The organism is Streptomyces sp. 15-116A, assembly GCF_025290915.1.
GTDB lineage: Bacteria > Actinomycetota > Actinomycetes > Streptomycetales > Streptomycetaceae > Streptomyces.
In genome coordinates this window covers 21540-44109 of the sequence record NZ_JAOCQE010000023.1, presented here as the reverse complement: position 1 = coordinate 44109, position 22570 = coordinate 21540, and the positions used below count along the sequence as shown (strand labels likewise).

General features: G+C 70.4%; 19 protein-coding genes. 5 read left to right on the top strand and 14 right to left on the bottom strand.

Annotation, left to right across the window (positions count from 1 at the left end):
* The 4 genes from N4P33_RS07150 to N4P33_RS07135 form a co-directional block, all read left to right on the top strand.
* Window positions 1-390: (2Fe-2S)-binding protein (locus N4P33_RS07150; RefSeq protein WP_260825447.1), on the top strand; the 390-nt coding region annotated here is incomplete at its 5' end.
* Between the two features lie 194 nt (window positions 391-584).
* Window positions 585-4451 (top strand): glycoside hydrolase family 2 TIM barrel-domain containing protein, encoded by a 3867-nt coding sequence (locus N4P33_RS07145; protein WP_260825446.1) that lies wholly within the window; start codon window positions 585-587, stop codon window positions 4449-4451.
* A gap of 91 nt (window positions 4452-4542) precedes the next feature.
* Window positions 4543-6012 (top strand): AlkA N-terminal domain-containing protein, encoded by a 1470-nt coding sequence (locus tag N4P33_RS07140; RefSeq protein ID WP_260825450.1) that lies wholly within the window; start codon window positions 4543-4545, stop codon window positions 6010-6012.
* A gap of 30 nt (window positions 6013-6042) precedes the next feature.
* Window positions 6043-6561 (top strand): methylated-DNA--[protein]-cysteine S-methyltransferase, encoded by a 519-nt coding sequence (locus N4P33_RS07135; protein WP_260825445.1) that lies wholly within the window; start codon window positions 6043-6045, stop codon window positions 6559-6561.
* On the opposite strand, the gene N4P33_RS07130 is transcribed toward N4P33_RS07135, so the two are convergent.
* The 6 genes from N4P33_RS07130 to N4P33_RS07105 all read right to left on the bottom strand — a co-directional run bounded on the left by N4P33_RS07130 (window position 6523) and on the right by N4P33_RS07105 (window position 11833).
* On the bottom strand, window positions 6523-7254 hold the full coding sequence (locus N4P33_RS07130; RefSeq protein ID WP_260825444.1) for a Sir2 family NAD-dependent protein deacetylase: 732 nt from the start codon (window positions 7252-7254) through the stop codon (window positions 6523-6525). The genes N4P33_RS07135 and N4P33_RS07130 overlap by 39 nt on opposite strands.
* 56 nt (window positions 7255-7310) lie before the next feature.
* The gene (locus tag N4P33_RS07125; RefSeq protein ID WP_260825443.1) at window positions 7311-7814 is read right to left on the bottom strand and encodes an NUDIX hydrolase; all 504 of its coding nucleotides are present in this window, start codon (window positions 7812-7814) and stop codon (window positions 7311-7313) included.
* Between the two features lie 118 nt (window positions 7815-7932).
* Entirely contained in the window at window positions 7933-8586 is a 654-nt protein-coding gene (locus N4P33_RS07120) for an NADPH-dependent F420 reductase (RefSeq protein WP_260825442.1), read from the bottom strand.
* Between the two features lie 71 nt (window positions 8587-8657).
* Entirely contained in the window at window positions 8658-9743 is a 1086-nt protein-coding gene (locus N4P33_RS07115; RefSeq protein ID WP_260825441.1) for an ADP-ribosylglycohydrolase family protein, read from the bottom strand.
* 42 nt (window positions 9744-9785) lie between these two features.
* Window positions 9786-11453, bottom strand: coding sequence for a hypothetical protein (locus tag N4P33_RS07110; protein WP_260825440.1), 1668 nt, complete (start codon window positions 11451-11453; stop codon window positions 9786-9788).
* Window positions 11454-11467: 14 nt separating this feature from the next.
* Window positions 11468-11833: a hypothetical protein gene (locus tag N4P33_RS07105; RefSeq protein WP_260825439.1), complete on the bottom strand. Its 366-nt coding sequence runs from the start codon at window positions 11831-11833 to the stop codon at window positions 11468-11470.
* Between the two features lie 401 nt (window positions 11834-12234).
* Here N4P33_RS07105 and N4P33_RS07100 point away from each other — a divergent pair, with 401 nt between their 5' ends.
* Window positions 12235-13353 (top strand): glycerate kinase, encoded by a 1119-nt coding sequence (locus N4P33_RS07100; RefSeq protein WP_260825449.1) that lies wholly within the window; start codon window positions 12235-12237, stop codon window positions 13351-13353.
* 198 nt (window positions 13354-13551) lie between these two features.
* Here N4P33_RS07100 and pssA read toward each other — a convergent pair whose 3' ends face one another.
* The 8 genes from pssA to N4P33_RS07060 form a co-directional block, all read right to left on the bottom strand.
* Window positions 13552-14370 (bottom strand): CDP-diacylglycerol--serine O-phosphatidyltransferase, encoded by an 819-nt coding sequence (gene pssA, locus N4P33_RS07095; RefSeq protein WP_145871655.1) that lies wholly within the window; start codon window positions 14368-14370, stop codon window positions 13552-13554.
* 22 nt (window positions 14371-14392) lie between these two features.
* Window positions 14393-15049: a phosphatidylserine decarboxylase gene (locus N4P33_RS07090; RefSeq protein ID WP_260825438.1), complete on the bottom strand. Its 657-nt coding sequence runs from the start codon at window positions 15047-15049 to the stop codon at window positions 14393-14395.
* Window positions 15050-15219: 170 nt separating this feature from the next.
* Window positions 15220-16425 (bottom strand): acyl-CoA dehydrogenase family protein, encoded by a 1206-nt coding sequence (locus N4P33_RS07085; RefSeq protein WP_260825437.1) that lies wholly within the window; start codon window positions 16423-16425, stop codon window positions 15220-15222.
* 3 nt (window positions 16426-16428) lie between these two features.
* A complete protein-coding gene (locus tag N4P33_RS07080; RefSeq protein ID WP_260825436.1) occupies window positions 16429-16941 on the bottom strand; it encodes a MaoC family dehydratase in 513 nt (170 codons plus the stop codon).
* Between the two features lie 5 nt (window positions 16942-16946).
* A complete protein-coding gene (locus tag N4P33_RS07075; protein ID WP_260825435.1) occupies window positions 16947-17921 on the bottom strand; it encodes a CoA ester lyase in 975 nt (324 codons plus the stop codon).
* Complete coding sequence (locus N4P33_RS07070) at window positions 17918-19945, bottom strand: protein meaA (RefSeq protein WP_260825434.1); 2028 nt, start codon at window positions 19943-19945, stop codon at window positions 17918-17920. Before N4P33_RS07070 ends, N4P33_RS07075 begins: the two co-directional genes overlap by 4 nt.
* Before the next feature lie 12 nt (window positions 19946-19957).
* Window positions 19958-21301 (bottom strand): crotonyl-CoA carboxylase/reductase, encoded by a 1344-nt coding sequence (gene ccrA / locus N4P33_RS07065; protein WP_260825433.1) that lies wholly within the window; start codon window positions 21299-21301, stop codon window positions 19958-19960.
* 381 nt (window positions 21302-21682) lie between these two features.
* Entirely contained in the window at window positions 21683-22495 is an 813-nt protein-coding gene (locus N4P33_RS07060; protein WP_260825432.1) for a TetR family transcriptional regulator, read from the bottom strand.
* Between the last annotated feature and the right edge of the window lie 75 nt (window positions 22496-22570).

The window sequence follows — 22570 nt, the reverse complement described above, 5'->3', positions numbered from 1 at the left end:
GGCTCCGGGCCCGACGAGCTGTGGCTGCGGGCCCCGGGCACGCTCCCGCAGGAGCCCGCCGCCGCGCTGCACGCGACCGTCGCGCTGGGCAACCTGACCCCGCTGAACGCCGCCGTCCGCCGGCTGAGCGGGCTGTCCCCGCACATCCTGCGCGGAAACTCCGCCTCCGCGCTCGTCGGCGCCCTGCGCGTCCTGCTCACCCAGGCACCGCACCCGCCGTACCCGGTCACCGGTCTCGTCCGGGCTCTCCTCGACCGCGAACCCCTCACCGGCGCCGGAGTCTTCACCGCCGCCGGCCGGACTCTCGCCTTCCGCCGCAGCAGTTGCTGCCTGTACTACCGCGCCCCCGGCGGGGGTCTCTGCGGCGACTGCGTACTGCACGACCGCTGAGGGAACGGTTCCGGCCGACGAACCATCAGGAGCCAACAGATTCCGACGGGATGATTGCTTCGAATGTGTGCGAGTCCTAGGGTGTGCCTGGCTCCGTAGTTGCTCCGTCACCACCAGTTGTGAACAGCCCCCACAGCAACGCCCCTCGCCCTCAGTCAGTGCAGCGCCCTGTCGAACCGAGGAAGGCCACCCCCATGCCGTACTCGCCCGTCACGCCCGTCAGCCGCCGCCGTCTGCTGGAGTCCGGGGCCGCCGTCCTCGGCGCGCTCGCCCTGGGCGCCCCCACCGCCACGGCCGCTCCCCGCCGGCCGGCCGCCGACCCCGCGCCCGAGTGGAACGGCCGGATCTCCGTCTTCCGGCTGGGCACCGAGGCCCCCCACACCACGCTCATGCCGTACGCGGACCTGAAGCAGGCCCTCGCCGCCGACCGCACCCGCTCGCCCTACCGGCTGAGCCTCGACGGGACGTGGAAGTTCGCCTACGCCGACCGCCCCGACGACCGCGACACCGACTTCCACCGCACCGACGCCGACGACAGTGACTGGGACACCATCCCCGTCCCCTCCTGCTGGCAGCTGCACGGCTACGACTTCCCGATCTACGTCAACATCACCTACCCCTGGTGGGGCCCCAACGGCCTCGGCGAGGACGCCCAGCCCCCGGCCGCGCCCACCCGCTACAACCCCGTCGGCCAGTACCGCCGCACCTTCACCGTCCCCCGCTCCTGGTCGGGACGGCGGACCTTCCTGCACTTCGAGGGCGTCAAGTCCGCCCACTACGTGTGGATCAACGGGCAGCTGGCCGGCTACAGCGAGGACTCCTACACGCCGGCCGAGTACGACATCACCGAGCAGCTGAAGCCCGGCACCAACCAGATCGCCGTGGAGGTCTACCGCTACTCCGACGGCGACTGGCTGGAGGACCAGGACATGATCCGGCTGAGCGGCATCTTCCGCTCCGTCTACCTGTACTCCACCCCGTCCGTGCACCTGCGCGACTTCAAGCTGGACACCCCCCTCGGCGACGACTACGCCTCCGCCGAGCTGAAGGTCACCGCGAGCATCCGCGACTACGGCGGTGAGGGCGGCGGCGAGTACACCGTCGACACCTTGCTGTACGACGCCGGCGGGCACCCTGTGTGGCCGCGGCCGCTGCGCCGGTCCGCCGACGTCCCGGCGGGACAGGAGATCACCGTCACCGCCGCCAGGGCCGTACCCGCGCCGAAGCTGTGGTCGGCCGAGCACCCGCACCTCTACACCGCCGTGCTCCAGCTGCGCGACCCCGCGGGCAAGGTGATCGAGACCCTCTCGCACCGCGTCGGCTTCCGCGAGTTCGCGCTCAAGGACGGCCTCATGCGCATCAACGGCAAACCGGTCTCCTTCCGCGGCACCAACCGCCACGAGATGCACCCCGACCGCGGCATGTCCCTCACCCGCGCCGACATGGTGAAGGACATCGAGGTCATCAAGCGGATGAACATCAACACCGTCCGCACCTCGCACTACCCGAACAACCCGCTGTGGTACGAACTCGCCGACGAGTACGGCCTGTACCTCGTCGACGAGACCAACCTCGAGACCCACGGCATCCGCGACGAGTACCCGGGCAGCCACCCCGAGTGGACCGAGGCCTGCGTGGCCCGCGCGCAGAACATGGTGCACCGCGACAAGAACCACGCCGGCGTGGTCATCTGGTCCCTCGGCAACGAGGCGGGCGGCGGCAGCACCTTCAACGCCATGTACGACTGGATCCGCTCCTACGACCCCACCCGCGTCATCCAGTACGAGGGCGACGACCGCCCCGGCATCAGCGACATCCGCTCCGAGATGTACGAGAGCCCCGCCCGCGTCGAGGCCCGCGCCAAGGACACCGCCGACAAGCGGCCGTACGTGATGATCGAGTACTCCCACGCGATGGGGAACTCCAATGGCAACTTCAAGAAGTACTGGGACGTCGTCCGCCGCCACGACGTCCTCCAGGGCGGCTGGATCTGGGACTTCGCCGACCAGTCCCTCAACTGGCCCACCCCCACGCGCACACTCCTCACCGAACAGGGCCCCAGGAAGCTGCGCGGCGAGATCCTCGCGCCCAGCGGCACCTTCAGCCGCGACAAGGGCCTGTCCGGCGGCACCGTCTTCGCCCGCGACGACGCCCTCGACCTCACAGGCTCCCTGACCCTGGAGGCGTGGGTCACCCCCCGTGTCACCGGCTACCACCAGCCGATCCTCGCCAAGGGCGACACCCAGTACGCGCTCAAACAGAGCGACGAGAAGCTGGAGTTCTTCATCCACGGCGACGGCCAGTGGATCACCGCGAGCTGGGCGCTGCCGGACGACTGGACCGGCAGAGAGCACCACATCGCCGGTGTCTTCGACGCGGACGCCGGCACGCTCACCCTCTACGTCGACGGCACGGTCAGAGCCACCCGGACCACCACCCGGCGCCCCGGCAGCACCACCGCACCCCTGGCCCTCGCCACCGACGCCGACCACCCGACCCGCGAGTTCAGCGGCACCGTCCGGCGGGCCCGCGTCCACGCCCGCGCCCTGAGCGCCCCCGAACTGGCCTCCGGCGACCGCGGCCCGGACGACGAGGGCGTGCGGTTCTGGTTCGACGCCGCCACCGCCGGCTTCACCGAGCAGCGGCCCCGCGAGAAGACCTTCCGCGCCTACGGAGGCGACTGGGGTGACTTCCCCAACGACGGCAACTTCGTCGCCGACGGCATCGTCACCGCCGACCGCGGCCACACCGGCAAGGCCGCCGAGGTCAAGCAGGTCTACCAGGCGATCAACGCCACCCCCGGCAAGGGCGGCCCCGGCGCGGTCACCCTCACCAACGAGTACCTGTTCACCAACCTCCGCGCGTTCGACGGCCGTTGGTCCCTGATCGCCGACGGCAGGGCCGTGCAGCGCGGGAAACTGACCCGCGATCAGCTCGACGTGGCCCCGCTGAGCAGCAAGGACATCACCGTGCCCGTGCGCCTCCCGGCGGACCCGGCGCCCGGCACCGAGTACTTCCTGCACCTGTCCTTCACCACCAAGGAACGCACCCCCTGGGCCGACGCCGGCTTCGAGGTCGCCAAACAGCAGCTGGCCCTCGACGCGAACAGCCCGGCCGTGACCCCCGTACCCCTCGCCGGCGTCCCGGCGCTGCGCCACGACGACGGCGAGGCGTCCGTCACCGTCACCGGCAAGGGCTTCTCGGTCACCGTCGACAAGCGCACCGGCACCATCACCTCCTACGAAGCCTCCGGCACCCGGCTGATCACCTCCGGACCCGTGCCGAACTTCTGGCGGGCCCCGACCGACAACGACCACGGCAACGGCCAGCACGTCCGCAACCAGACCTGGCGCGACGCCGGCGCCCGCCGGAAGGTGACCGACGTCCGGGTGCGCACCCTGCGGGACCGGGCCGTCGAGATCACCGTCACCGGAACCCTGCCCACCACCGCCGAGTCGACGTACGGCACGACCTACACGGTCTTCGGCAACGGCGAGATCAAGGTCGACCACACCCTCCACCCGGGCGCGCCGAACCTGCCGTACATCCCGGAGGTCGGCGCCCTGCTGTTCCTGCCGCGCCGCCTGGACCGCCTGCACTACTACGGCCGCGGGCCCGAGGAGAACCACTGGGACCGCAACAACGGCACCGACGTGGGCCTGTACTCCGGAACCGTCGCCGACCAGTGGACGCCCTACATCCGCCCCCAGGAGAACGGCAACAAGACCGACGTCCGCTGGGCCGCCCTCACCGACGACGACGGCACCGGCCTGCTCGTCTCCGGCGAACCCCTCCTGGAGATCAACGCCTCGCACTTCACCCCCGAGGACCTGTCGTGCGGAGCGCGGCACGACTACCAGCTCACCCCGCGCGAAGAGGTCGTCCTGCGCGTCAACCACCGGCAGATGGGCGTCGGCGGCGACAACAGCTGGGGCGCCCACACCCACGACGAGTACAAACTGTTCACCGACCGGGACTACGCGTACACGTACCGGCTGCGCCCGCTGACCGACGTACGGAAGGCGACCCAGCTGTCCAGGCGGCCCACGGCGGGGCAGTGACCCGGGAAGCCGCAGCGCACGGAAGGACCATGTCGGATTCCCGCCAGCATCGGCGGCCGCCGTCGCCGATGCTGGAGCCATGCACACGGGGATGCACACCGACACCGAGCGCTGCGTGCGCGCCGTCCGCTCCAAGGACGCCCGCTTCGACGGCTGGTTCTTCACCGCGGTCCTGACCACCGGCATCTACTGCCGGCCCAGCTGCCCGGTGGTGCCGCCCAAGCCGGAGAACATGGTCTTCCTCCCCAGCGCGGCCTCCTGCCAGCAGGCAGGGTTCCGGGCCTGCAAACGCTGCCGGCCCGACACCAGCCCCGGTTCCCCCGAGTGGAACCAGCGCGCCGACCTGGTGGCCCGCGCCATGCGGCTGATCGCCGACGGCGTCGTGGACCGCGAGGGAGTCCCCGGCCTCGCCGCGCGCCTCGGCTACAGCGCCCGGCAGGTCGAACGCCAGCTGCGCGCCGAGCTCGGCGCGGGCCCCCTCGCACTCGCCCGCGCCCAGCGCGCCCAGACGGCCCGCCTGCTCGTCGAGACGACCGACCTGCCCATGGCGCACATCGCGTTCGCCGCCGGCTTCTCCTCCATCCGCACCTTCAACGACACCGTCCGCGAGGTCTTCGCGCTCTCCCCGAGCGACCTGCGCGCCCGCGCCCCGAGGACACACACCGGCACCGCGTCGGGCGCTCTGTCCCTGCGCCTGCCGTTCCGCGCCCCCCTCAACCCCGACAACCTCTTCGGCCACCTCGCCGCCACCGCCGTACCCGGCGTGGAGGAATGGCGGGACGGCGCCTACCGGCGCACGCTGCGGCTGCCGTACGGCCACGGCGTCGTGGCGCTCACCCCGCGCCCCGACCACATCGCCTGCCGGCTCACCCTCACCGACCTGCGCGACCTCACCGTCGCCATCAGCCGCTGCCGCCGCCTGCTCGACCTGGACGCCGACCCGGTGGCCGTCGACGACCAGCTGCGCACCGATCCGGTGCTCGCGCCCCTGGTCGACAAGGCGCCCGGCCGCCGCGTCCCGCGCACGGTCGACGAAGCCGAGTTCGCCGTACGGGCCGTCCTCGGCCAGCAGGTGTCCACGGCCGCCGCCCGCACCCACGCCGCCCGCCTGGTCACCGCGCACGGTGATCCGGTCGACGACCCCGAGGGCGGTCTCACGCACCTCTTCCCCTCCGTCGAACGACTGGCGGCACTGGACCCGGACAGCCTGGCCATGCCCCGCACCCGCCGCACGACCCTGACCACACTCGTACGCCAACTCGCCGACGGCTCACTCCACCTGGGTGTGGAGAGCGACTGGCCTGAGGCCCGCGCGCGACTCCTCGCCCTGCCCGGCTTCGGCCCCTGGACGGCCGACGTGATCGCCATGCGCGCTCTGGGCGACCCCGACGCCTTCCTCCCCACCGACCTCGGCATCCGCCGCGCCGCCCAGGAACTGGGCCTGCCCTCGACACCGGCGGCGCTCACCGCACGGGCCGCGCCCTGGCGCCCCTGGCGGGCGTACGCGGTGCAGTACCTGTGGGCGACGGACAGCCACCCGATCAACTTCCTCCCCGTATAAGGACCAAGGATCAAGGACCCGGGATCTCGCATGAAGCAGCACACGGTGATCGACAGCCCCTACGGCCCCCTGACCCTCGTCGCCGACGACGGCGTCCTGTGCGGCCTCTACATGACCGACCAGCGGCACCGCCCACCGGAGGAGACCTTCGGCGACCCCGACGACACACCCTTCGCCGAGGCGCAGGACCAGCTCGCGGCCTATTTCGCGGGCGAGTTGAAGGACTTCACCCTCGAACTCCGCCCGCACGGCACCCCGTTCCAGCGCCGCGTCTGGGCCGAGCTGGCCCGCATCCCCTACGGCGAGACCCGCACCTACGGCCAACTCGCCGACGCCCTCGGCAATCCCAGGGCATCCCGCGCGGTGGGCCTCGCCAACGGCCGCAACCCGATCGGCATCATCATCCCCTGCCACCGCGTCATCGGCGCCTCCGGCAGCCTCACCGGCTACGGCGGCGGCCTCCACCGCAAGCGGCAGCTGCTGGACTTCGAAAGGGGCACCCGGGTGGGCTCACACCTGGGCGGCGATGCCCCGCAGCAGCTCTGGTAGAGCCGTACCGATCGGCTCGCGGACGACCTCGTCGGCCAGGTCGTCGTACGGCGTCGGCTCGGCGTTGACGATGACCAGACGCGCCCCGTGATCGGCGGCCACGCCCGCGAGCCCGGCGGCGGGCTGGACCTGAAGGCTGGTGCCGACGGCGATGAACACCGTGCAGGCCTTGCTGATCGCCAGCGCGTTCCCCATCACCTCGGGGTCGAGTCGCTCACCGAACATCACCGTCGCCGACTTGAGAATGCCGCCGCACGCCCGGCACGCCGGATCCTCCTCGCCCGCCTCCACGCGGGCCAGGGCGTCCTCCATGGGACCGCGCTCGTGGCAGGACGTGCACACCACGCCGCGGGCCGAGCCGTGCAGTTCGAGCACCTTGCGGGCCGGCATCCCGGCGAGCTGGTGCAACCCGTCCACGTTCTGCGTGATCACCCGCACCGGCACCCCGGACCGCTCCAGCTCGGCCACCGCGCGGTGCGCCGCATTGGGCTCGGCCGACAGGGTCCGGCTCCTGAGCCGCATCTGCCACGAACGGCGCCGGATCTCCGGATCGCTCATGTAGTACTCGTACGTCACGAGCTTCTCGGCCTCCGGATCGCGCCGCCACAGCCCGTTCGGGCCGCGGTAGTCGGGGATCCCGGAGTCCGTGCTGATGCCGGCGCCACTGAGGAGGGCGACGAGGGGCTTGCTCATGCTGCCGAGCGTAGGGCGGCCGGTGCCGGTGCGGCGAGCGGGTTTCCCGGCCCGCGTCAGTGCACCCGGTACCCGTCCTCCAGCTCCGCGGTGCCCGAGCCCTCGGCGAGGACGTCCAGCGCGGCGAGCACACGGCGGCCGAGAGCTCCGTGGAGGTGGTCGGCCAACTCCTCGCGCGGCACCAGCTTCCAGGACAGCAGCTCCTCCTCCTGGAGCCGGATCGCCGCCAGATCGTCCTCGCCGAGCACCCCGCCGTCGTACAGGTACGCCACCAGTGGCGGCCGTCCCTCCCCGTGCACCCAGTCCACCGCCAGCAGCCGCCCGGGCTCACGGTCGAGCCCGATCTCCTCGGCCGTCTCCCGGCGCGCCCCCTGCCGCGGGGTCTCCCCGTCGTCCGACTCGATCGTCCCGCCCGGCAGCGCCCAGCCCTCCCGGTAGTTCGGCTCGACGAGCAGCACCCTGCCGTGCGCGTCGCGGAGGAGCGCGGCGGCCCCGGCGAGGACACGCGGAAGGGAGGCGAGGTAGGCGGCGAAGCCCTGTGCGTCCTGGGTCGTGGTCATGCGGGAAGGGTAACGGCGCGACCGGACCGTCCCCGGGGCCGTCGCCCGGCACCCCCGGGCGCACGGCAGCACACGCCCGGCCCGCGATCACCACCGCACCGCGCACACGCCGGAGCGCTCAGCTCCGCGCCGCCGGCGGCACCACCCGGATCCCGAATCCGTACGAGCCGATGGCCTCGGCGATGCCCACGAACAGCAGCGCGTAGTGCTCCTGCCCCCGCGCCGTGGCGATCCCCCCGAGGTCGAGCACCGAGTCCGCCGGCCAGCCCAGATCGGCCAGCAGCCCGGTGACGGTGCGCTTGGCGTCCGCGTCGTCCCCGGACAGGAAGACGGTGCTCGGGCCCTGGAGCGAGTCCGGCGCCACCATCAGCTCCCGGTCGACCGTGCAGAGCGTCTTCACGACCCGCGCCTCGGGGAACGTCCGCTGGATCTCCTCACCCAGGCTCTCCGTCAGGTGGGAGAGATTCCCCTCCGCGTCGAACCCGACCCCGACATCCAGCAGCACCTTCCCCCGCAGCGCGGGCGCGCCGACCGCGGCGAGCGCCGTCACGGACGCGGTGCCCGGCGTCGCGTTGACCACCACCTCCGCGTCCGCCGCGGCCGAGGCGGGATCCGCGACCCGCACGGCCTGCCCCACCTGCTCCGCCAGCCCCGCCCGCAGCTCCGCGTCCTCCGACCGCCGCGAACCCAGCACGACGTCGTGCCCGGCACCGGCCCAGCCCGCGGCCAGCGCCCGGCCCACATGCCCCGTTCCCAGAATCCCGATCTTCATGAACCCGAGGCTAGGCGCGCCCCGGCCCCACCGCGTCGGGCCGCGGCCCCGGACGCCGTACGCCGTCGGTCCTAGGGCACGGGTCCCTGCTCCTGTGCCAACCGCAGGGTCCGCTCGGCGAGTTCGCTGATCCGTACGCCGTCGAAGCCGAAGACGGCGCTGCGCACGGTGTCCTGAAGGGGGTCCTTCCAGTGGGCGGGGATCGCCTCGGCGCCGCACAGGACCCCGGCCACCGAACCGGCCGTCGCACCGTTGGAGTCGGTGTCGAGGCCGCCTCGGACGGTCAGGGCGATGGTGCGGGTGAAGTCGCCGTCGCCGTACAGGAGCCCGGCGGTGAGGACGGCCGCGTTCGGGACGACATGGATCCAGCCGAGCCCCATCGTCTCCTCGGTCAGCGTGGAGAGCGTGTCCTCCCACGGCAGCCCCGTCTCGTGCAGCGAGGCGACCCGGCGCACCGTGCGGGCCAGGCGGCTGCTCGCCGGGATCATGGTCAGCGCCTCGTCCACGGCGTGCCGCACCGTGGGCGCGGTGAACGCCGCCGCGATCAGCGCCGCCGCCCACATCGCGCCGTACACCCCGTTGCCGGTGTGCGACAGCACCGCGTCCCGGCGCGCCAGCGAGGCGGCGCGGCGCGGAGCGCCCGGCGAGGTCCAGCCGTGGACGTCCGCGCGGATCAGGGCCCCGATCCACTCCTGGTACGGGTTGTCGTACGTGGCGGTCAGCGGCGGCTTGAGCCCGTTCGCCAGATTCCGGTACGCCGCACGCTCCGCCGTGAACGTCTGCAGATACGGCAGCCGCAGCAGCCACAGATCGCCGACCTGCTCGGTGCTGAAGCCGAAGCCGTGGGTCTCGAGCAGGTCCAGGCCCAGGATGGCGTAGTCGATGTCGTCGTCGCGGCAGCTGCCGTTGATCCGGCCCCGGACGCAGGCCCGCCACTCCGGGCGCAGATCGAGGCCCTCGCTCTCGGAGAGCGGCTCGGGCAGGTAGTCGGTGAGCGGGAGGGCGCCGGTCTGCCGCAGATAGCGGTCGATGCGCTCCCGCGTCCACACCTCGCCCTGCTCCACCGGTTTGCCGAGCATGTTGCCCGCGATCCGGCCCAGCCAGCCTCCGAGGATGCGGTCGGCCAGGTCCGGCCGTTCTGACTCCGTAGCGGTCATGGCTCCGGTCTACCGTTCCTATGTTGCTTGGCCCATGCTGGCCTAATCAACGTAGACCGGATCGGTGATCCGGTGACCCCACGAACGGTCTTCGGGGTCTGGGAGCAGCGCGAGTCGGTCACCTTGGCACTGTCGAGTCTTACCGTCCGGTATGGGCGTGCTCGCTGTCCTGGGTGGGCTCGTGGTCCCGCGTGGCCTGGGAACGAATACGGTCTGGCCGGTAGCTCTCCGCGAAGCGATCCTCTGGTCGCTTGCGGTCACACCTGGCCGACGCCGGATCCTGTGTCCCAGGCCACGCCTGCCGATCGCCACAGCGGCGCCGTGGTGCCGGGTGACGGTGGTCTTGCTGTTCTGCTGCTGGAGCGGGGCCTTCCAGTACCTTTCGCCCCAGATACTGGTGTACGCCGGATCAACGGCGATGACGACGAGCCCGGCGTGGAACGCCATGCCGCGCAGCCGCTCGCGGAAGCGTGCGGTAGGGATGCCGGCGACGGTCCTGCGGAACTTCTTGCCGCGCCCGCCTCGGCCCATGTGTTCGCGGCCGGTGGCGCGGGCGTCGTCGAAGTCGAGGTTCTCCACCACGATCCCGGCACAGTCGTGCCGGCGGGCTAGCTGGATCAGCTCGGTGATCGCGGCGCGCAACCTGCCGTCCCGCTGGGAGGCGGGGCCGACCAGATCGAGGGGGATGGTCTCAGGTCGGCCGATCGGATTGCCGTGCTCATCGAGGACGTGGGCGGCGAGGTGGTCGGCGTTGAGGTCGACGCCGATCGTGCGCTCACCGGACGCCCGGATCTCGTCCGGTGTGGGCAGCACGGCAGTGTCGGCTCCCCAGGACGCATCCAGGTACCAGCGGCCCCGGACCGGCAAGTACACGAAGTCGTACCGCACAGCCCGGTTCACGGTCACGCGGTCGAGCCACTCGTCCCGGCGGTGAGAGAACTGCACGGTGCCCTCTAGCCGGTACCGGCCCCGAGGAGCGTTGGCGAGATGCCGCAGCGGTTCGGGGAGGACGATCGTCACCGACCCGTCGTTCGGATCCACCGTGATCGTGTAGTTCCCGAACGGTGCCCCCGTCTCGCCATCGGCGGTGAGGAACATCCGCTGGGCATCCCACCGTTCCCGCCACTGCTGCTCGGTCAGCCGGGACTTCTCCACGTTGTGCCGGGCTTTCGCCAGGCGTCGCCCGCCGACCACAATGCTCGGGCGGCCGGCTCTGATACGCGCCTCGACGCGGGCCAGACGGGCCTTGAGAGCCTGCAACCGGCGCTGCTTCTGGAAGCGTTCGGCCTGGTCCCGGTAGCCGCGAACCTTGCCCTTCCTGGTTCCGCACGCGACGGCCGCGCGGCGGGTGATGGCGCGGATCGCACGCCGCAACGAGGATGCCTCGTCGTACAGGCACCGCAAGCCGAGCTGGTACTGGTCTTCCGAGGCACGGGTCATCGACCCGGCCATGCGCGAAGAGGACTGCTTCGTCAGCTCGCGTTTACGCTCAGCGCGCTGGTTGTCCTTGACGCGCACCTTGCCGATCCCGACACGGTGGGCGAGATCGGCCCGCTGGTGGTGTCCGAGGTGCCGGCCGACAAGCCGCAGTACTTCATCATCCCGGCCGGTGGCGTGCACCCGGTCCCCTATCCGGGCACCTGACGGCGCGGCGACGGTGAAAGGGGCAGCCAGGGCACGCAAACGCCTGCCACGCTTCTCACGCGCCACTCGCCGACCTCCTCTCACCTCGACAAGACCTGCACATCCGGATGACAGACAGCGGTCTTGACAGCCTTCGTCAACGCCCTGGTTTTCGTCGACCGCTGCCCGTACAACCTGCCGGAGAACGACGCGACGACCGCCAGCATGTCCCGCACCAACTCCGACTCCTGCGAAACGTCCAGATCTTCATCCATACCGGTGATTCCCGGCCGGACGCCGAACGCCGGCGGTATCACTTCCCGTACAAGCCCAGTACCGAACCGGGCCAGACGCTCCTCATGCTCGACCAGCGGTACCGACACCTCCGGCCGTCGGTACGACGTCAACGCCCGCCGCAGGCCCGTGGCTGGCCGGACAGGCGAAGCAACGTCGAAGAACTCCCCCACGATCGGCCGTCCCGCCGCGGCTTTCCGCAGCGGGCCATCTGTCGATCAAGCCGCCCTCGGAACGCTGCCGCTGCGAGGACACTCACCCGTACAGCTGCGCCCTCGACGTCCGGGAGTTTCCCTGCCCCGGCACGCAGAGCTTCCAGCTCGACCACAGAGGAAGATGCGCTTGCCGCCCGGCGACCGACGGTCGACCCGATCCGCCCGGATCCGCACGCCACCGCGCACGCCGCACGGTCCACGGGATGGGCAGGGCATGACGGCGACGGCGCGCGAAGGTTAAGGTCACAGCGGCGCGACTGGCCTCCTCACGCGTGCGAGGCCCGAGAGCGAGGGGAAAGCAAGTGGCGGACGCAGTGAGCGGTACCTGGTCCGAGCGGTCGGAGGTGTCGGCGCAGCGGGTGCTCGTCGCCGCGGACAAGTTCAAGGGGTCCTTGACGGCCGTGGAGGTCGCCGAGCGGGTGACGGCCGGGCTGCGCCGGGTCGTGCCGGGCGTGTCGGTCGAGGCGCTGCCGGTCGCCGACGGCGGTGACGGCACGGTGGCCGCGGCGGTCGCGGCGGGATTCGAACGGCGCGAGGTACGGGTCGCCGGGCCCCTCGGGGGCGAGGTGACCGCGGCGTACGCGCTGCGCGGCGACACCGCGGTCGTGGAGATGGCCGAGGCGAGCGGGCTCCAACGGCTCCCGGAGGGCGTCTTCGCGCCGCTGACGGCGTCGACGTACGGCTCCGGCGAGCTGCTGCGGGCCGCGCTGGACGCGGGGGCGGCGACGATCGTGTTCGGGGTGGGCGGCAGTGCCACCACCGACGGCGGTGCGGGCATGCTGTCCGCGCTGGGGGCGCGGTTCCTGAAGGCCGACGGGGAGCCGGTGGCGCCGGGCGGAGCCGGTCTCGCCGAGCTGGCGACGGCTGATCTGTCCGGGCTTGACCCGCGGCTCGCCTCGGTCGAGTTCGTGCTCGCCAGTGACGTCGACAATCCCCTGACCGGGCCGAAGGGCGCGCCGGCGGTGTACGGGCCGCAGAAGGGCGCGTCGCCGGAGGACGTCGAGCGTCTGGACGCGGCGCTGGCGCACTTCGCGAAGGTGCTGGAGGGGGAGCTGGGGGAGAAGGCCGCCGAGTACGCGGCGTCGCCGGGTGCTGGGGCGGCCGGCGGGATCGGCTACGGCGCGCTGCTGGTCGGGGCGCGGTTCCGTCCCGGTATCGAGGTGATGCTGGAGGTGCTGGGCTTCGCTCCGGCGCTGGAGCGGGCGGATCTGGTGATCACCGGGGAGGGTTCCCTGGACCAGCAGACGCTGCACGGGAAGGCTCCCGCGGGTGTCGCCACGGCGGCGCGGGCGGCGGGCAAGGAGGTCGTCGCGGTGTGCGGCCGTCTGGCGCTGCCGCCGGAGACGCTGGGCAAGGCCGGGATCCGGCGCGCCTACGCGCTGACGGACATCGAGCCGGACGTCGAGAAGTGCATCGCGGATGCGGGGCCGATCCTGGAGCGCACGGCGGAGCGTATTGCGCGGGACTTCTTGAGCTGACCCACCCAGGGGGCTCCGCCCCCTGGACCCCCGTTTCCCACCCGCCCAGCCGACTCGGTTGGTTGTGAGGGCGCCCTTTTCACTGACCGAGACGGGTGGGCTGGGTGGGCAAACGGGGGTCTGGGGGCGGAGCCCCAGGGGCAAGCGAAGGGCCCCAAACCGGCAACAGGTCCAGGGCCCCACACTCAGCTCGCGCCGCTACGGCAGTTGCGCCGCCCGCGCCTCGCGGCGATTGTCACGGAAGTTGTTCACTCGCCGAGCCGTCGCGAACAGCGGAATCACCGCGCCCATCACCAGCTGCAGCGCACACCCCGTCTGCAGCAGCAGCTGCCCGCTCGGCGCGTCGAACGCCCACGCCGCCAGCAGCCCCATCGACAGCACGATCCACGACAGCATCGCCACGGCCAGCCGCCCCCGCGGCTTCGGGTACTCCACGCGGCTCACCATCAGCCAGGCGGTCCCCAGGATCGCCAGCAGCGTCGCCACGAACGGCAGCTCCAGCAGCACGATCGACACGACCGTGAGCGCCCCGAACGGCGACGGCATCCCCTGGAACGTGCCGTCCTTCACCGTGACGCACGAGAACCGAGCCAGCCGCAGCACGACCGCCAGCAGCACCACGATCGCCCCGACCGCGGCCACTCTCTGGTGCGCGTCGTCCGCGACCATGCCGTACACCAGCACGAAGTACGCCGGGGCGAGCCCGAAGCTGATCAGGTCGGAGAGGTTGTCCAGCTCCGCGCCCATCGGCGAGCTGCGCAGCTTGCGCGCGACCAGCCCGTCGAACAGGTCGAAGACGGCCGCGCACAGCATCAGGATCACCGCGGTCGCCGCGCTGTGGCGGGCCATGCCGGTCTCCTGGCTGCCCGTGAGGTGCGGGATCAGGATGCCGGTGGTGGTGAAGTACACCGCCATGAAGCCACAGGTGGCGTTGCCCAGGGTGAGGGTGTCCGCTATCGACAGGCGCAGCGAGAGGGGCATCTCCTCCTCGTCGTCCGCCTCGTCGGCCTCCGGCACCCAGCCGGCCTGAGTCTCCGGATCAATCACGGTCAATGCGAGTCACCCCAGCCACCGTCTTCTGGCCGACTTCGACCGCCACCTCCACGCCCTCGGGCAGGTAGATGTCGACACGCGAGCCGAACCGGATCAGACCGATCCGGTCGCCCTGCTCGACCTTCGTGCCCTGCGGCACGTAGGGCACGATGCGGCGGGCCACCGCGCCGGCGATCTGGATCATCTCGATGTCACCGAGCTCGGTGTCGAAGTGCCAGACGACCCGCTCGTTGTTCTCGCTCTCCTTGTTGAAGGCGGGAACGAAACCACCGGGGATGTGCTCGACCGACGTGACCGTGCCGGACAGCGGTGCGCGGTTCACGTGGACGTTGAGCGGGCTCATGAAGATGGCGACGCGGGTGCGGCCGTCCTTCCACGGCATGATGCTCTGCACCACACCGTCGGCGGGCGAGATGACCCGGCCCTGGGCGATCTCGCGCTCGGGGTCGCGGAAGAACCACAGCATCCCCGCCGCCAGCGCGGTGGCGGGAACGGCGACGGCCTTCGCCGCGCCCGAGCGGCGGGCACGGAGAAGGCTGACGGCTGCGGTGGCGACGGTCGGCAGAAGCCACGGCGATGCTCCGCGCGCGAGGCGTACGCCGGCGAGGCTGTCGCGAGGTGCAGAGGTTTGGCTGTGGGGCATGGATGACCTTCGTAGCGGATGATGCCGCGCACTTGCGGGGGACGGCGGCTTTCCGGCGATCGTAGCGGCTCCGGGCCGCAACTGGGTAAGCCAGTCAGCCGAGTCGGCGGCCGAAGAGTGCATACGGGGTGTGATCCTCTTCTCCAAGAAAACACCCCGTATCCGGACATCTAGCCCTGGAATCGATACTCTTCGAGCAGTCGGCGGCCGATGATCATTTTCTGGATCTCGGCCGTGCCTTCACCGATCAGCAGCATCGGCGCCTCCCGGTAGAGGCGCTCGATCTCGTACTCCTTCGAAAAGCCGTAGCCGCCGTGGATCCGGAAGGCGTCCTCCACGACCTCCTTGCAGTATTCGGAGGCGAGGTACTTCGCCATCCCTGCTTCGAGGTCGTTTCGTTCCCCGGAGTCCTTTTTGCGCGCTGCGTTGACCATCATCGCATGCGCGGCCTCCACCTTGGTAGCCATCTCGGCCAGCTTGAACTGGATGGCCTGGTGCTGGGCGATCGGCTTGCCGAAAGTGTGGCGCTGCTGGGCGTACTGGACACCGAGCTCGAAGGCACGCTGAGCGACGCCACAGCCACGCGCCGCCACGTTGACCCGGCCGACCTCGACCCCGTCCATCATTTGGTAAAAACCTCGGCCGGTGACCCCGCCGAGCACCCGATTCGCCGGAATGCGCAGGCCGTCCATGATGAGCTCGGTCGTGTCGACGCCCTTGTAGCCCATCTTGTCGATCTTGCCGGGGATGGTGAGGCCGGGACGGACCTCGCCGAAGCCGGGCTCCTTCTCCACCAGGAAGGTCGTCATCGACTTGTGCGGGGCCGTGCCCTCGGGGTGACCCTCGTCACTTCTGACCAGAACGGCCACGAGAGACGACGTACCGCCGTTCGTCAGCCACATCTTCTGGCCGTTGAGGACGTACTCGTCGCCGTCCTTCACCGCCTTCGACGTGATCGCCGACACATCGGAGCCCAGGCCCGGCTCCGACATCGAGAAGGCGCCGCGGATGTCGCCGGCCGCCATCCGGGGCAGGAAGTGGTCCTTCTGCTCCTGCGTGCCGTGCTGCTTGAGCATGTACGCCACGATGAAGTGCGTGTTGATGATGCCGGACACCGACATCCAGCCGCGGGCGATCTCCTCGACGCAGAGGGCGTACGTCAGGAGGGACTCGCCCAGGCCGCCGTACTCCTCGGGGATCATCAGGCCGAACAGGCCGAGTTCCTTGAGGCCGTCGACGATCGCTTGCGGATACTCGTCGCGGTGCTCCAGCTCGGTGGCGACCGGGATGATCTCCTTGTCCACGAAGTCGCGGACGGTGGCCAGGATCTCCTGCTGGACGTCGGTCAGACCGGCGGTCTGGGCGAGACGGGCCATCGCTTACTTCCCCTGTTCCTCGAGCTCGGGGCGGCCGGGCTGCTCGCCGCCGCGCTCCTTGATGTACGTCTCGGTCGGCACCATCACCTTGCGGCGGAACACGCACACCAGCGTGCCGTCCTGCTTGTAGCCCTTGGTCTCGACGTAGACGATGCCGCGGTCGTTCTTCGACTTGGACGGCCACTTGTCGAGCACGGTCGTCTCGCCGTAGATGGTGTCGCCGTGGAAGGTCGGCGCCACGTGCCTGAGCGACTCGATCTCCAGGTTGGCGATCGCCTTGCCGGAGATGTCCGGCACGCTCATGCCGAGCAGCAGCGAGTAGATGTAGTTCCCGACGACGACGTTCTTGCCGAAGTCCGTCGTCTTCTCCGCATAGTTGGTGTCCATGTGGAGCGGGTGGTGGTTCATGGTGAGGAGACAGAACAGGTGGTCGTCGTACTCGGTGACCGTCTTGCCCGGCCAGTGCTTGTACGTCGCCCCGACCTCGAACTCCTCGTAGGTGCGTCCGAACTGCATCGCGCTCAGGCCTCCGGGATCTCGAACGTGCTGGTGCGCTGCATGCCGGCGGCGCGTCCCTTGCCCGCGATGACCAGGGCCATCTTGCGGCTGGCCTCGTCGATCATCTCGTCGCCGAGCATCGCGGAGCCCTTCTTGCCGCCCGCCTCGGACGTGTAGTAGTCGTACGCGTCCAGGATCAGCTCGGCGTGGTCGTAGTCCTCCTGCGACGGCGAGAAGATCTCGTTGGACGCCTCGACCTGGCCGGGGTGCAGCACCCACTTGCCGTCGAAGCCGAGCGCGGCGGCGCGCTGGGCGACGGCGCGGTAGCCGTCGACGTTGCGGATCTGCAGGTAGGGGCCGTCGATCGCCTGGAGGTTGTTGGCGCGGGCGGCCATGAGGATCTTCATCAGGATGTAGTGGTAGGCGTCCGCCGGGTAGCCGGGCGGCTGCTCGCCGACCACCAGCGACTTCATGTTGATGGACGCCATGAAGTCGGCCGGGCCGAAGATGATGGTCTCCAGGCGCTGGGAGGCCTGGGCGATCTCGTTGACGTTGTTCAGGCCCTGCGCGTTCTCGATCTGCGCCTCGATGCCGATCTTGCCGACCTCGAAGCCCATCGTCTTCTCGATCTGCGTCAGCAGCAGGTCGAGGGCGACGACCTGCTGGGCGTCCTGGACCTTCGGCAGCATGATGCAGTCGAGGTTCTGGCCGGCGCCCTCCACGACGGTCACGACATCGCGGTACGTCCACTCCGTCGTCCAGTCGTTGACGCGCACGACGCGGGTCTTGCCGGTCCAGTCGCCCTCGTTGAGGAACTTGACGATGGTGTGCCGCGCCTCGGGCTTGGCGAGCGGGGCGCAGGCGTCCTCCAGGTCCAGGAAGACCTGGTCGGCGGGGAGGCCCTGGGCCTTCTCCAGGAAGCGCGGGTTCGAGCCCGGTACCGCCAGGCAGGAACGCCGGGGGCGAAGGCGGTTGACCTGCGGAGCAGGGCTGGTCATGCGGGGACCTCCAGGGGGTCGAGCTTGTTCGCTGTGCGGATCTCGTCGACGATGCGGCCGATGATTCCGGTGATGTCGAAGTCCTTCGGGGTGAAGACCGCGGCCACTCCGGCGGCCCGCAGCTGTTCGGCGTCACCGCTGGGGATGATGCCACCGGCGATCACCGGTATATCTGTGGCACCGGCCACATGGAGCCGCTCGAGCACGTCGGGCACCAGCTGGGCGTGCGATCCGGAGAGGATCGACAGGCCCACCGCGTGCACGTCCTCGGCGAGAGCGGCGTCCACGATCTGCTCGGGCGTCAGCCGGATGCCCTGGTAGACCACCTCGAACCCGGCGTCACGGGCCCGCACGGCGATCTGCTCGGCGCCGTTGGAGTGGCCGTCCAGGCCCGGCTTGCCGACCAGGAAGCGGAGCTTGCCGACGCCCATCTCCTGGGCGGTCAGCTCCACCTTGCGGCGGACCTCGGCCAGCTTGGAGCCCTCCTCGGCGGGGATCGCCACCGGCGCCGACGACACGCCCGTCGGGGCGCGGAACTCGCCGAACACCTCGCGCAGGGCGCCGGCCCACTCGCCGGTGGTGACACCCGCGCGGGCGCACTCCAGGGTCGCCTCCATCAGGTTGTCGGTGCCCTTCGCGGCCTCCTTCAGCTTCTCCAGCGCCTTGCAGGGGCGCGGGTGGTTGAAGGGCGGCTGGTAGCGGGTGTCGCGCCAGTTCTGCAGCGACTCGATCACCCGGGCCTCGACCGCCGGGTCCACCGTCTGGATCGCGGTGTCCAGATCGGCGGTCAGCGGGTTGGGCTCGGTGCCCTCGAAGATGTTGACGCCGACGATCTTCTCCTGGCCGGACTCGATCCGCGCCCGCCGCTCGGCGTGCGAGGCGACCAGCTGGGACTTGAGGTAGCCGGACTCCACGGCGGCCATCGCGCCGCCCATCTCCTCGATGCGTTCCATCTCGGCGAGCGAGTCGGCGACCAGCTGCTCCACCTTCGCCTCGACCACCTTCGAGCCCTCGAAGATGTCGTCGTACTCCAGCAGGTCGCTCTCGTAGGCGAGGACCTGCTGGATGCGCAGCGACCACTGCTGGTCCCAGGGGCGGGGCAGGCCGAGCGCCTCGTTCCAGGCCGGCAGCTGCACGGCACGCGCGCGTGCGTCCTTGGAGAGGGTCACGGCCAGCATCTCGAGGACGATCCGCTGGACGTTGTTCTCCGGCTGCGCCTCGGTCAGACCGAGGGAGTTGACCTGGACGCCGTATCGGAAGCGGCGGTGCTTGGGGTTCTCGATGCCGTACCGCTCGCGCGTGATCTTGTCCCAGATGCGGCCGAACGCCCGCATCTTGCACATCTCCTCGATGAAGCGGACGCCCGCGTTCACGAAGAAGGAGATCCGGGCGACGACATCGCCCTTGCGCTCCTCGGGGATCTGCCCGGAGGCGAACACCGCGTCCAGCACGGCGATCGCGGTGGACATCGCGTACGCGATCTCCTGCACGGGCGTGGCGCCCGCCTCCTGGAGGTGGTAGCTGCAGATGTTGATCGGGTTCCACTTGGGGATGTGGTTGACCGTGTAGCAGATCATGTCGGTCGTCAGCCGGAGCGACGGTCCCGGGGGGAAGACGTGCGTCCCCCGGGACAGGTACTCCTTGACGATGTCGTTCTGCGTCGTCCCCTGGAGCTTGGTGATGTCCGCGCCCTGCTCCTCGGCGACGACCTGATAGAGCGCCAGCAGCCACATGGCGGTGGCGTTGATCGTCATCGAGGTGTTCATCTGCTCCAGGGGGATGTCCTGGAACAGCCGGCGCATGTCACCGAGGTGCGAGACCGGCACGCCGACCCGGCCGACCTCGCCGCGGGCGAGGATGTGGTCGGGGTCGTAGCCGGTCTGCGTCGGGAGGTCGAACGCGACCGACAGACCGGTCTGGCCCTTGGCGAGATTGCGCCGGTACAGCTCGTTGGACGCCTCCGCCGTGGAGTGACCGGCGTACGTGCGCATGAGCCACGGCCGGTCCTTCTGACGCTCAGTCATTGACGACCGTCCTCAGACGTTCCGGAAGCGGTTGATGGCGTCGATGTGCTTCGCGCGCTTCTCGTGGTCACGCACGCCGAGGCCCTCCTCGGGGGCGAGGCACAGCACGCCGACCTTGCCCTGGTGGAGGTTGCGGTGCACGTCGTAGGCGGCCTGGCCGGTGTCCTCGAGCGCGTAGGTCTTCGACAGGGTCGGGTGGATCTTGCCCTTGGCGATGAGGCGGTTGGCCTCCCAGGCCTCGCGGTAGTTGGCGAAGTGGGAGCCGATGATGCGCTTCAGCGACATCCACAGGTAGCGGTTGTCGTACTGGTGCATGTAGCCCGAGGTGGAGGCGCAGGTGGTGATGGTGCCGCCCTTGCGGGTGACGTACACGCTGGCGCCGAAGGTCTCGCGGCCGGGGTGCTCGAAGACGATGTCGATGTCCTCGCCGCCGGTGAGCTCGCGGATGCGCTTGCCGAAGCGCTTCCACTCCTTGGGGTCCTGGGTGTTCTCGTCCTTCCAGAACTTGTAGCCCTCGGCGTTGCGGTCGATGATCGCCTCGGCGCCCATGGCCCGGCAGATCTCCGCCTTCTGCGGCGAGGACACGACACAGATCGGGTTGGCGCCGCCGGCCAGCGCGAACTGGGTGGCGTAGGAGCCGAGTCCGCCGCTCGCGCCCCAGATGAGCACGTTGTCGCCCTGCTTCATGCCGGCGCCGTTGCGGGAGACCAGCTGGCGGTAGGCGGTGGAGTTGACCAGACCGGGAGCGGCGGCCTCCTCCCAGCTGAGGTGGTCCGGCTTGGGCATCAGCTGGTTGGACTTGACCAGTGCGATCTCGGCGAGACCGCCGAAGTTGGTCTCGAAGCCCCAGATGCGCTGCTCGGGGTCGAGCATCGTGTCGTTGTGACCGTCGGAGGACTCCAGCTCGACGGACAGGCAGTGCGCGACGACCTCGTCGCCGGGCTGCCAGGCGTTGACGCCGGGGCCGGTGCGCAGCACGACGCCCGCGAGGTCGGAGCCGATGATGTGGTACGGCAGGTCGTGGCGCTTGGCCAGCTCGCTGGTGCGGCCGTAGCGCTCCAGGAACCCGAAGGTGGACAGCGGCTCGAAGATCGAGGTCCACACCGAGTTGTAGTTGACCGAGGAGGCCATGACGGCCACCAGGGCCTCGCCCGGGCCGAGTTCGGGCAGGGGCACGTCGTCGAGGTGGATCGACTTGCGCGGGTCCTTGTCCTTGGTGGCGAGCCCGGCGAACATCTCCGTCTCGTCCTTGTGGACGGTGATCGCGCGGTACGACTCGGGGAGCGGCAGGTTGGCGAAGTCCTCCGACGTGGAGTCGGGCGACTGGATCGCGGCCAGGATGTCCTTGACGGTCACGGTGGTGCCTCCGGCGGTGAGCGCCCTGAGGGAGGGGCGCTGAGGGTTACGTCGGTGCTGCTGAGGGTTTTCGAGGGTGTGCCGTCGGTTCGGCGGGTGGTGCTTCGGCAGCGCTTGGTGGCGCGGGAGGTTGCCTGTGACGCAGGCGTCCGGGTTCGCGGGGGATGGCCCGCGGGGACAGCCCGGACACCTTCAACGTATGACACCGCGTGTCACCCCGCAAGGCACTGAGTGCCAGAACTTGCTCTCAGATGAAATCTTTACGTAACAGATGAGCGATGATCGATCGAATCGGTGGTAAGAGGCCGCCCAAAACGGGCCCTGACATGCCAAAACGGCCACCCGGTGGGGTGGCCGTTCTCACAGCGGGCGGAGGCTGCTTCAGCGCTCTTTGAGCGCGTGCTCGATGGTCCGCATCACCTCGTCGAGCGGGGCGTCCGTGCGGGCCACGGTGACCAGCACCTCGCCGTGCGTGGTGGTCTGCGCGGCCGGCGGCTGCGGGGGAGCGGAGCGGCGGCCCGCCATGATGCCGCTGCCGAAGGTCTTGCGCACGATGGCGAAGGCGTGGTCCAGCTGGGCCTCCACATCGCCCTGGCCGCCGGCCCTGAGCCAGCGCCGCAGCACATGGTTGTGGGCGGTGACCACCGCGGACGCGGCGACCTCCGCCAGCAGCGGGTCGTCGTTGGCGTCGTCGGCGTGCACGCGCTCGTCGAAGTGGCCGAGGAGATAGCGGGTGAACAGCCGCTCGTAGCGGGCCACCGACGCGATCTCCGCCTCGCGCAGGGTGGGCACCTCGCGCGTCAGCTTGTAACGGGCGACCGAGATCTCCGGCCGCGCCGCGTACATCTTCATGACCTCCTTGATGCCCCGGCACACCGTGTCGAGCGGATGCTCGTGCGCGGGCGCGGCGTTGAGCACCGCCTCGGCGCGGACCAGGGTGTCGTCGTGGTCGGGGAAGATCGCCTCTTCCTTGGAGCGGAAGTGGCGGAAGAAGGTACGGCGGGCGACCCCGGCCGCGGCCGCGATCTCGTCGACCGTGGTGGCCTCGTACCCCTTGGTCGCGAACAGTTCCATCGCGGCGGCCGCGAGCTCCCGGCGCATTTTCAGCCGCTGGGCGGCGGCGCGACTGCCTGCGGCACTTTCCGGCGGCTCGGTCGTGGCGGGCGTACGTGCGGACTTGGCGGGCTGGGACATGCCCCGAACGTACTGCATGTGCGCAGCTCGGTGCGCATGACCGGCCTCTTCCCCGCCCTCTGCGGGCGGGGGAGG

Coding starts and splice junctions, on each gene's coding strand:
- N4P33_RS07140 (WP_260825450.1), top strand. CDS start 4,543: ATGCACACCGACACCGAGCGCTGCGTGCGCGCCGTCCGCTCCAAGGAC.
- N4P33_RS07135 (WP_260825445.1), top strand. CDS start 6,043: ATGAAGCAGCACACGGTGATCGACAGCCCCTACGGCCCCCTGACCCTC.
- N4P33_RS07090 (WP_260825438.1), bottom strand. CDS start 15,049: ATGCCCCACAGCCAAACCTCTGCACCTCGCGACAGCCTCGCCGGCGTA.
- N4P33_RS07075 (WP_260825435.1), bottom strand. CDS start 17,921: ATGACCAGCCCTGCTCCGCAGGTCAACCGCCTTCGCCCCCGGCGTTCC.
- N4P33_RS07085 (WP_260825437.1), bottom strand. CDS start 16,425: ATGGCCCGTCTCGCCCAGACCGCCGGTCTGACCGACGTCCAGCAGGAG.
- N4P33_RS07080 (WP_260825436.1), bottom strand. CDS start 16,941: ATGCAGTTCGGACGCACCTACGAGGAGTTCGAGGTCGGGGCGACGTAC.
- N4P33_RS07125 (WP_260825443.1), bottom strand. CDS start 7,814: ATGACCACGACCCAGGACGCACAGGGCTTCGCCGCCTACCTCGCCTCC.
- N4P33_RS07070 (WP_260825434.1), bottom strand. CDS start 19,945: ATGACTGAGCGTCAGAAGGACCGGCCGTGGCTCATGCGCACGTACGCC.
- N4P33_RS07120 (WP_260825442.1), bottom strand. CDS start 8,586: ATGAAGATCGGGATTCTGGGAACGGGGCATGTGGGCCGGGCGCTGGCC.
- N4P33_RS07130 (WP_260825444.1), bottom strand. CDS start 7,254: ATGAGCAAGCCCCTCGTCGCCCTCCTCAGTGGCGCCGGCATCAGCACG.
- N4P33_RS07145 (WP_260825446.1), top strand. CDS start 585: ATGCCGTACTCGCCCGTCACGCCCGTCAGCCGCCGCCGTCTGCTGGAG.
- N4P33_RS07115 (WP_260825441.1), bottom strand. CDS start 9,743: ATGACCGCTACGGAGTCAGAACGGCCGGACCTGGCCGACCGCATCCTC.
- N4P33_RS07060 (WP_260825432.1), bottom strand. CDS start 22,495: ATGTCCCAGCCCGCCAAGTCCGCACGTACGCCCGCCACGACCGAGCCG.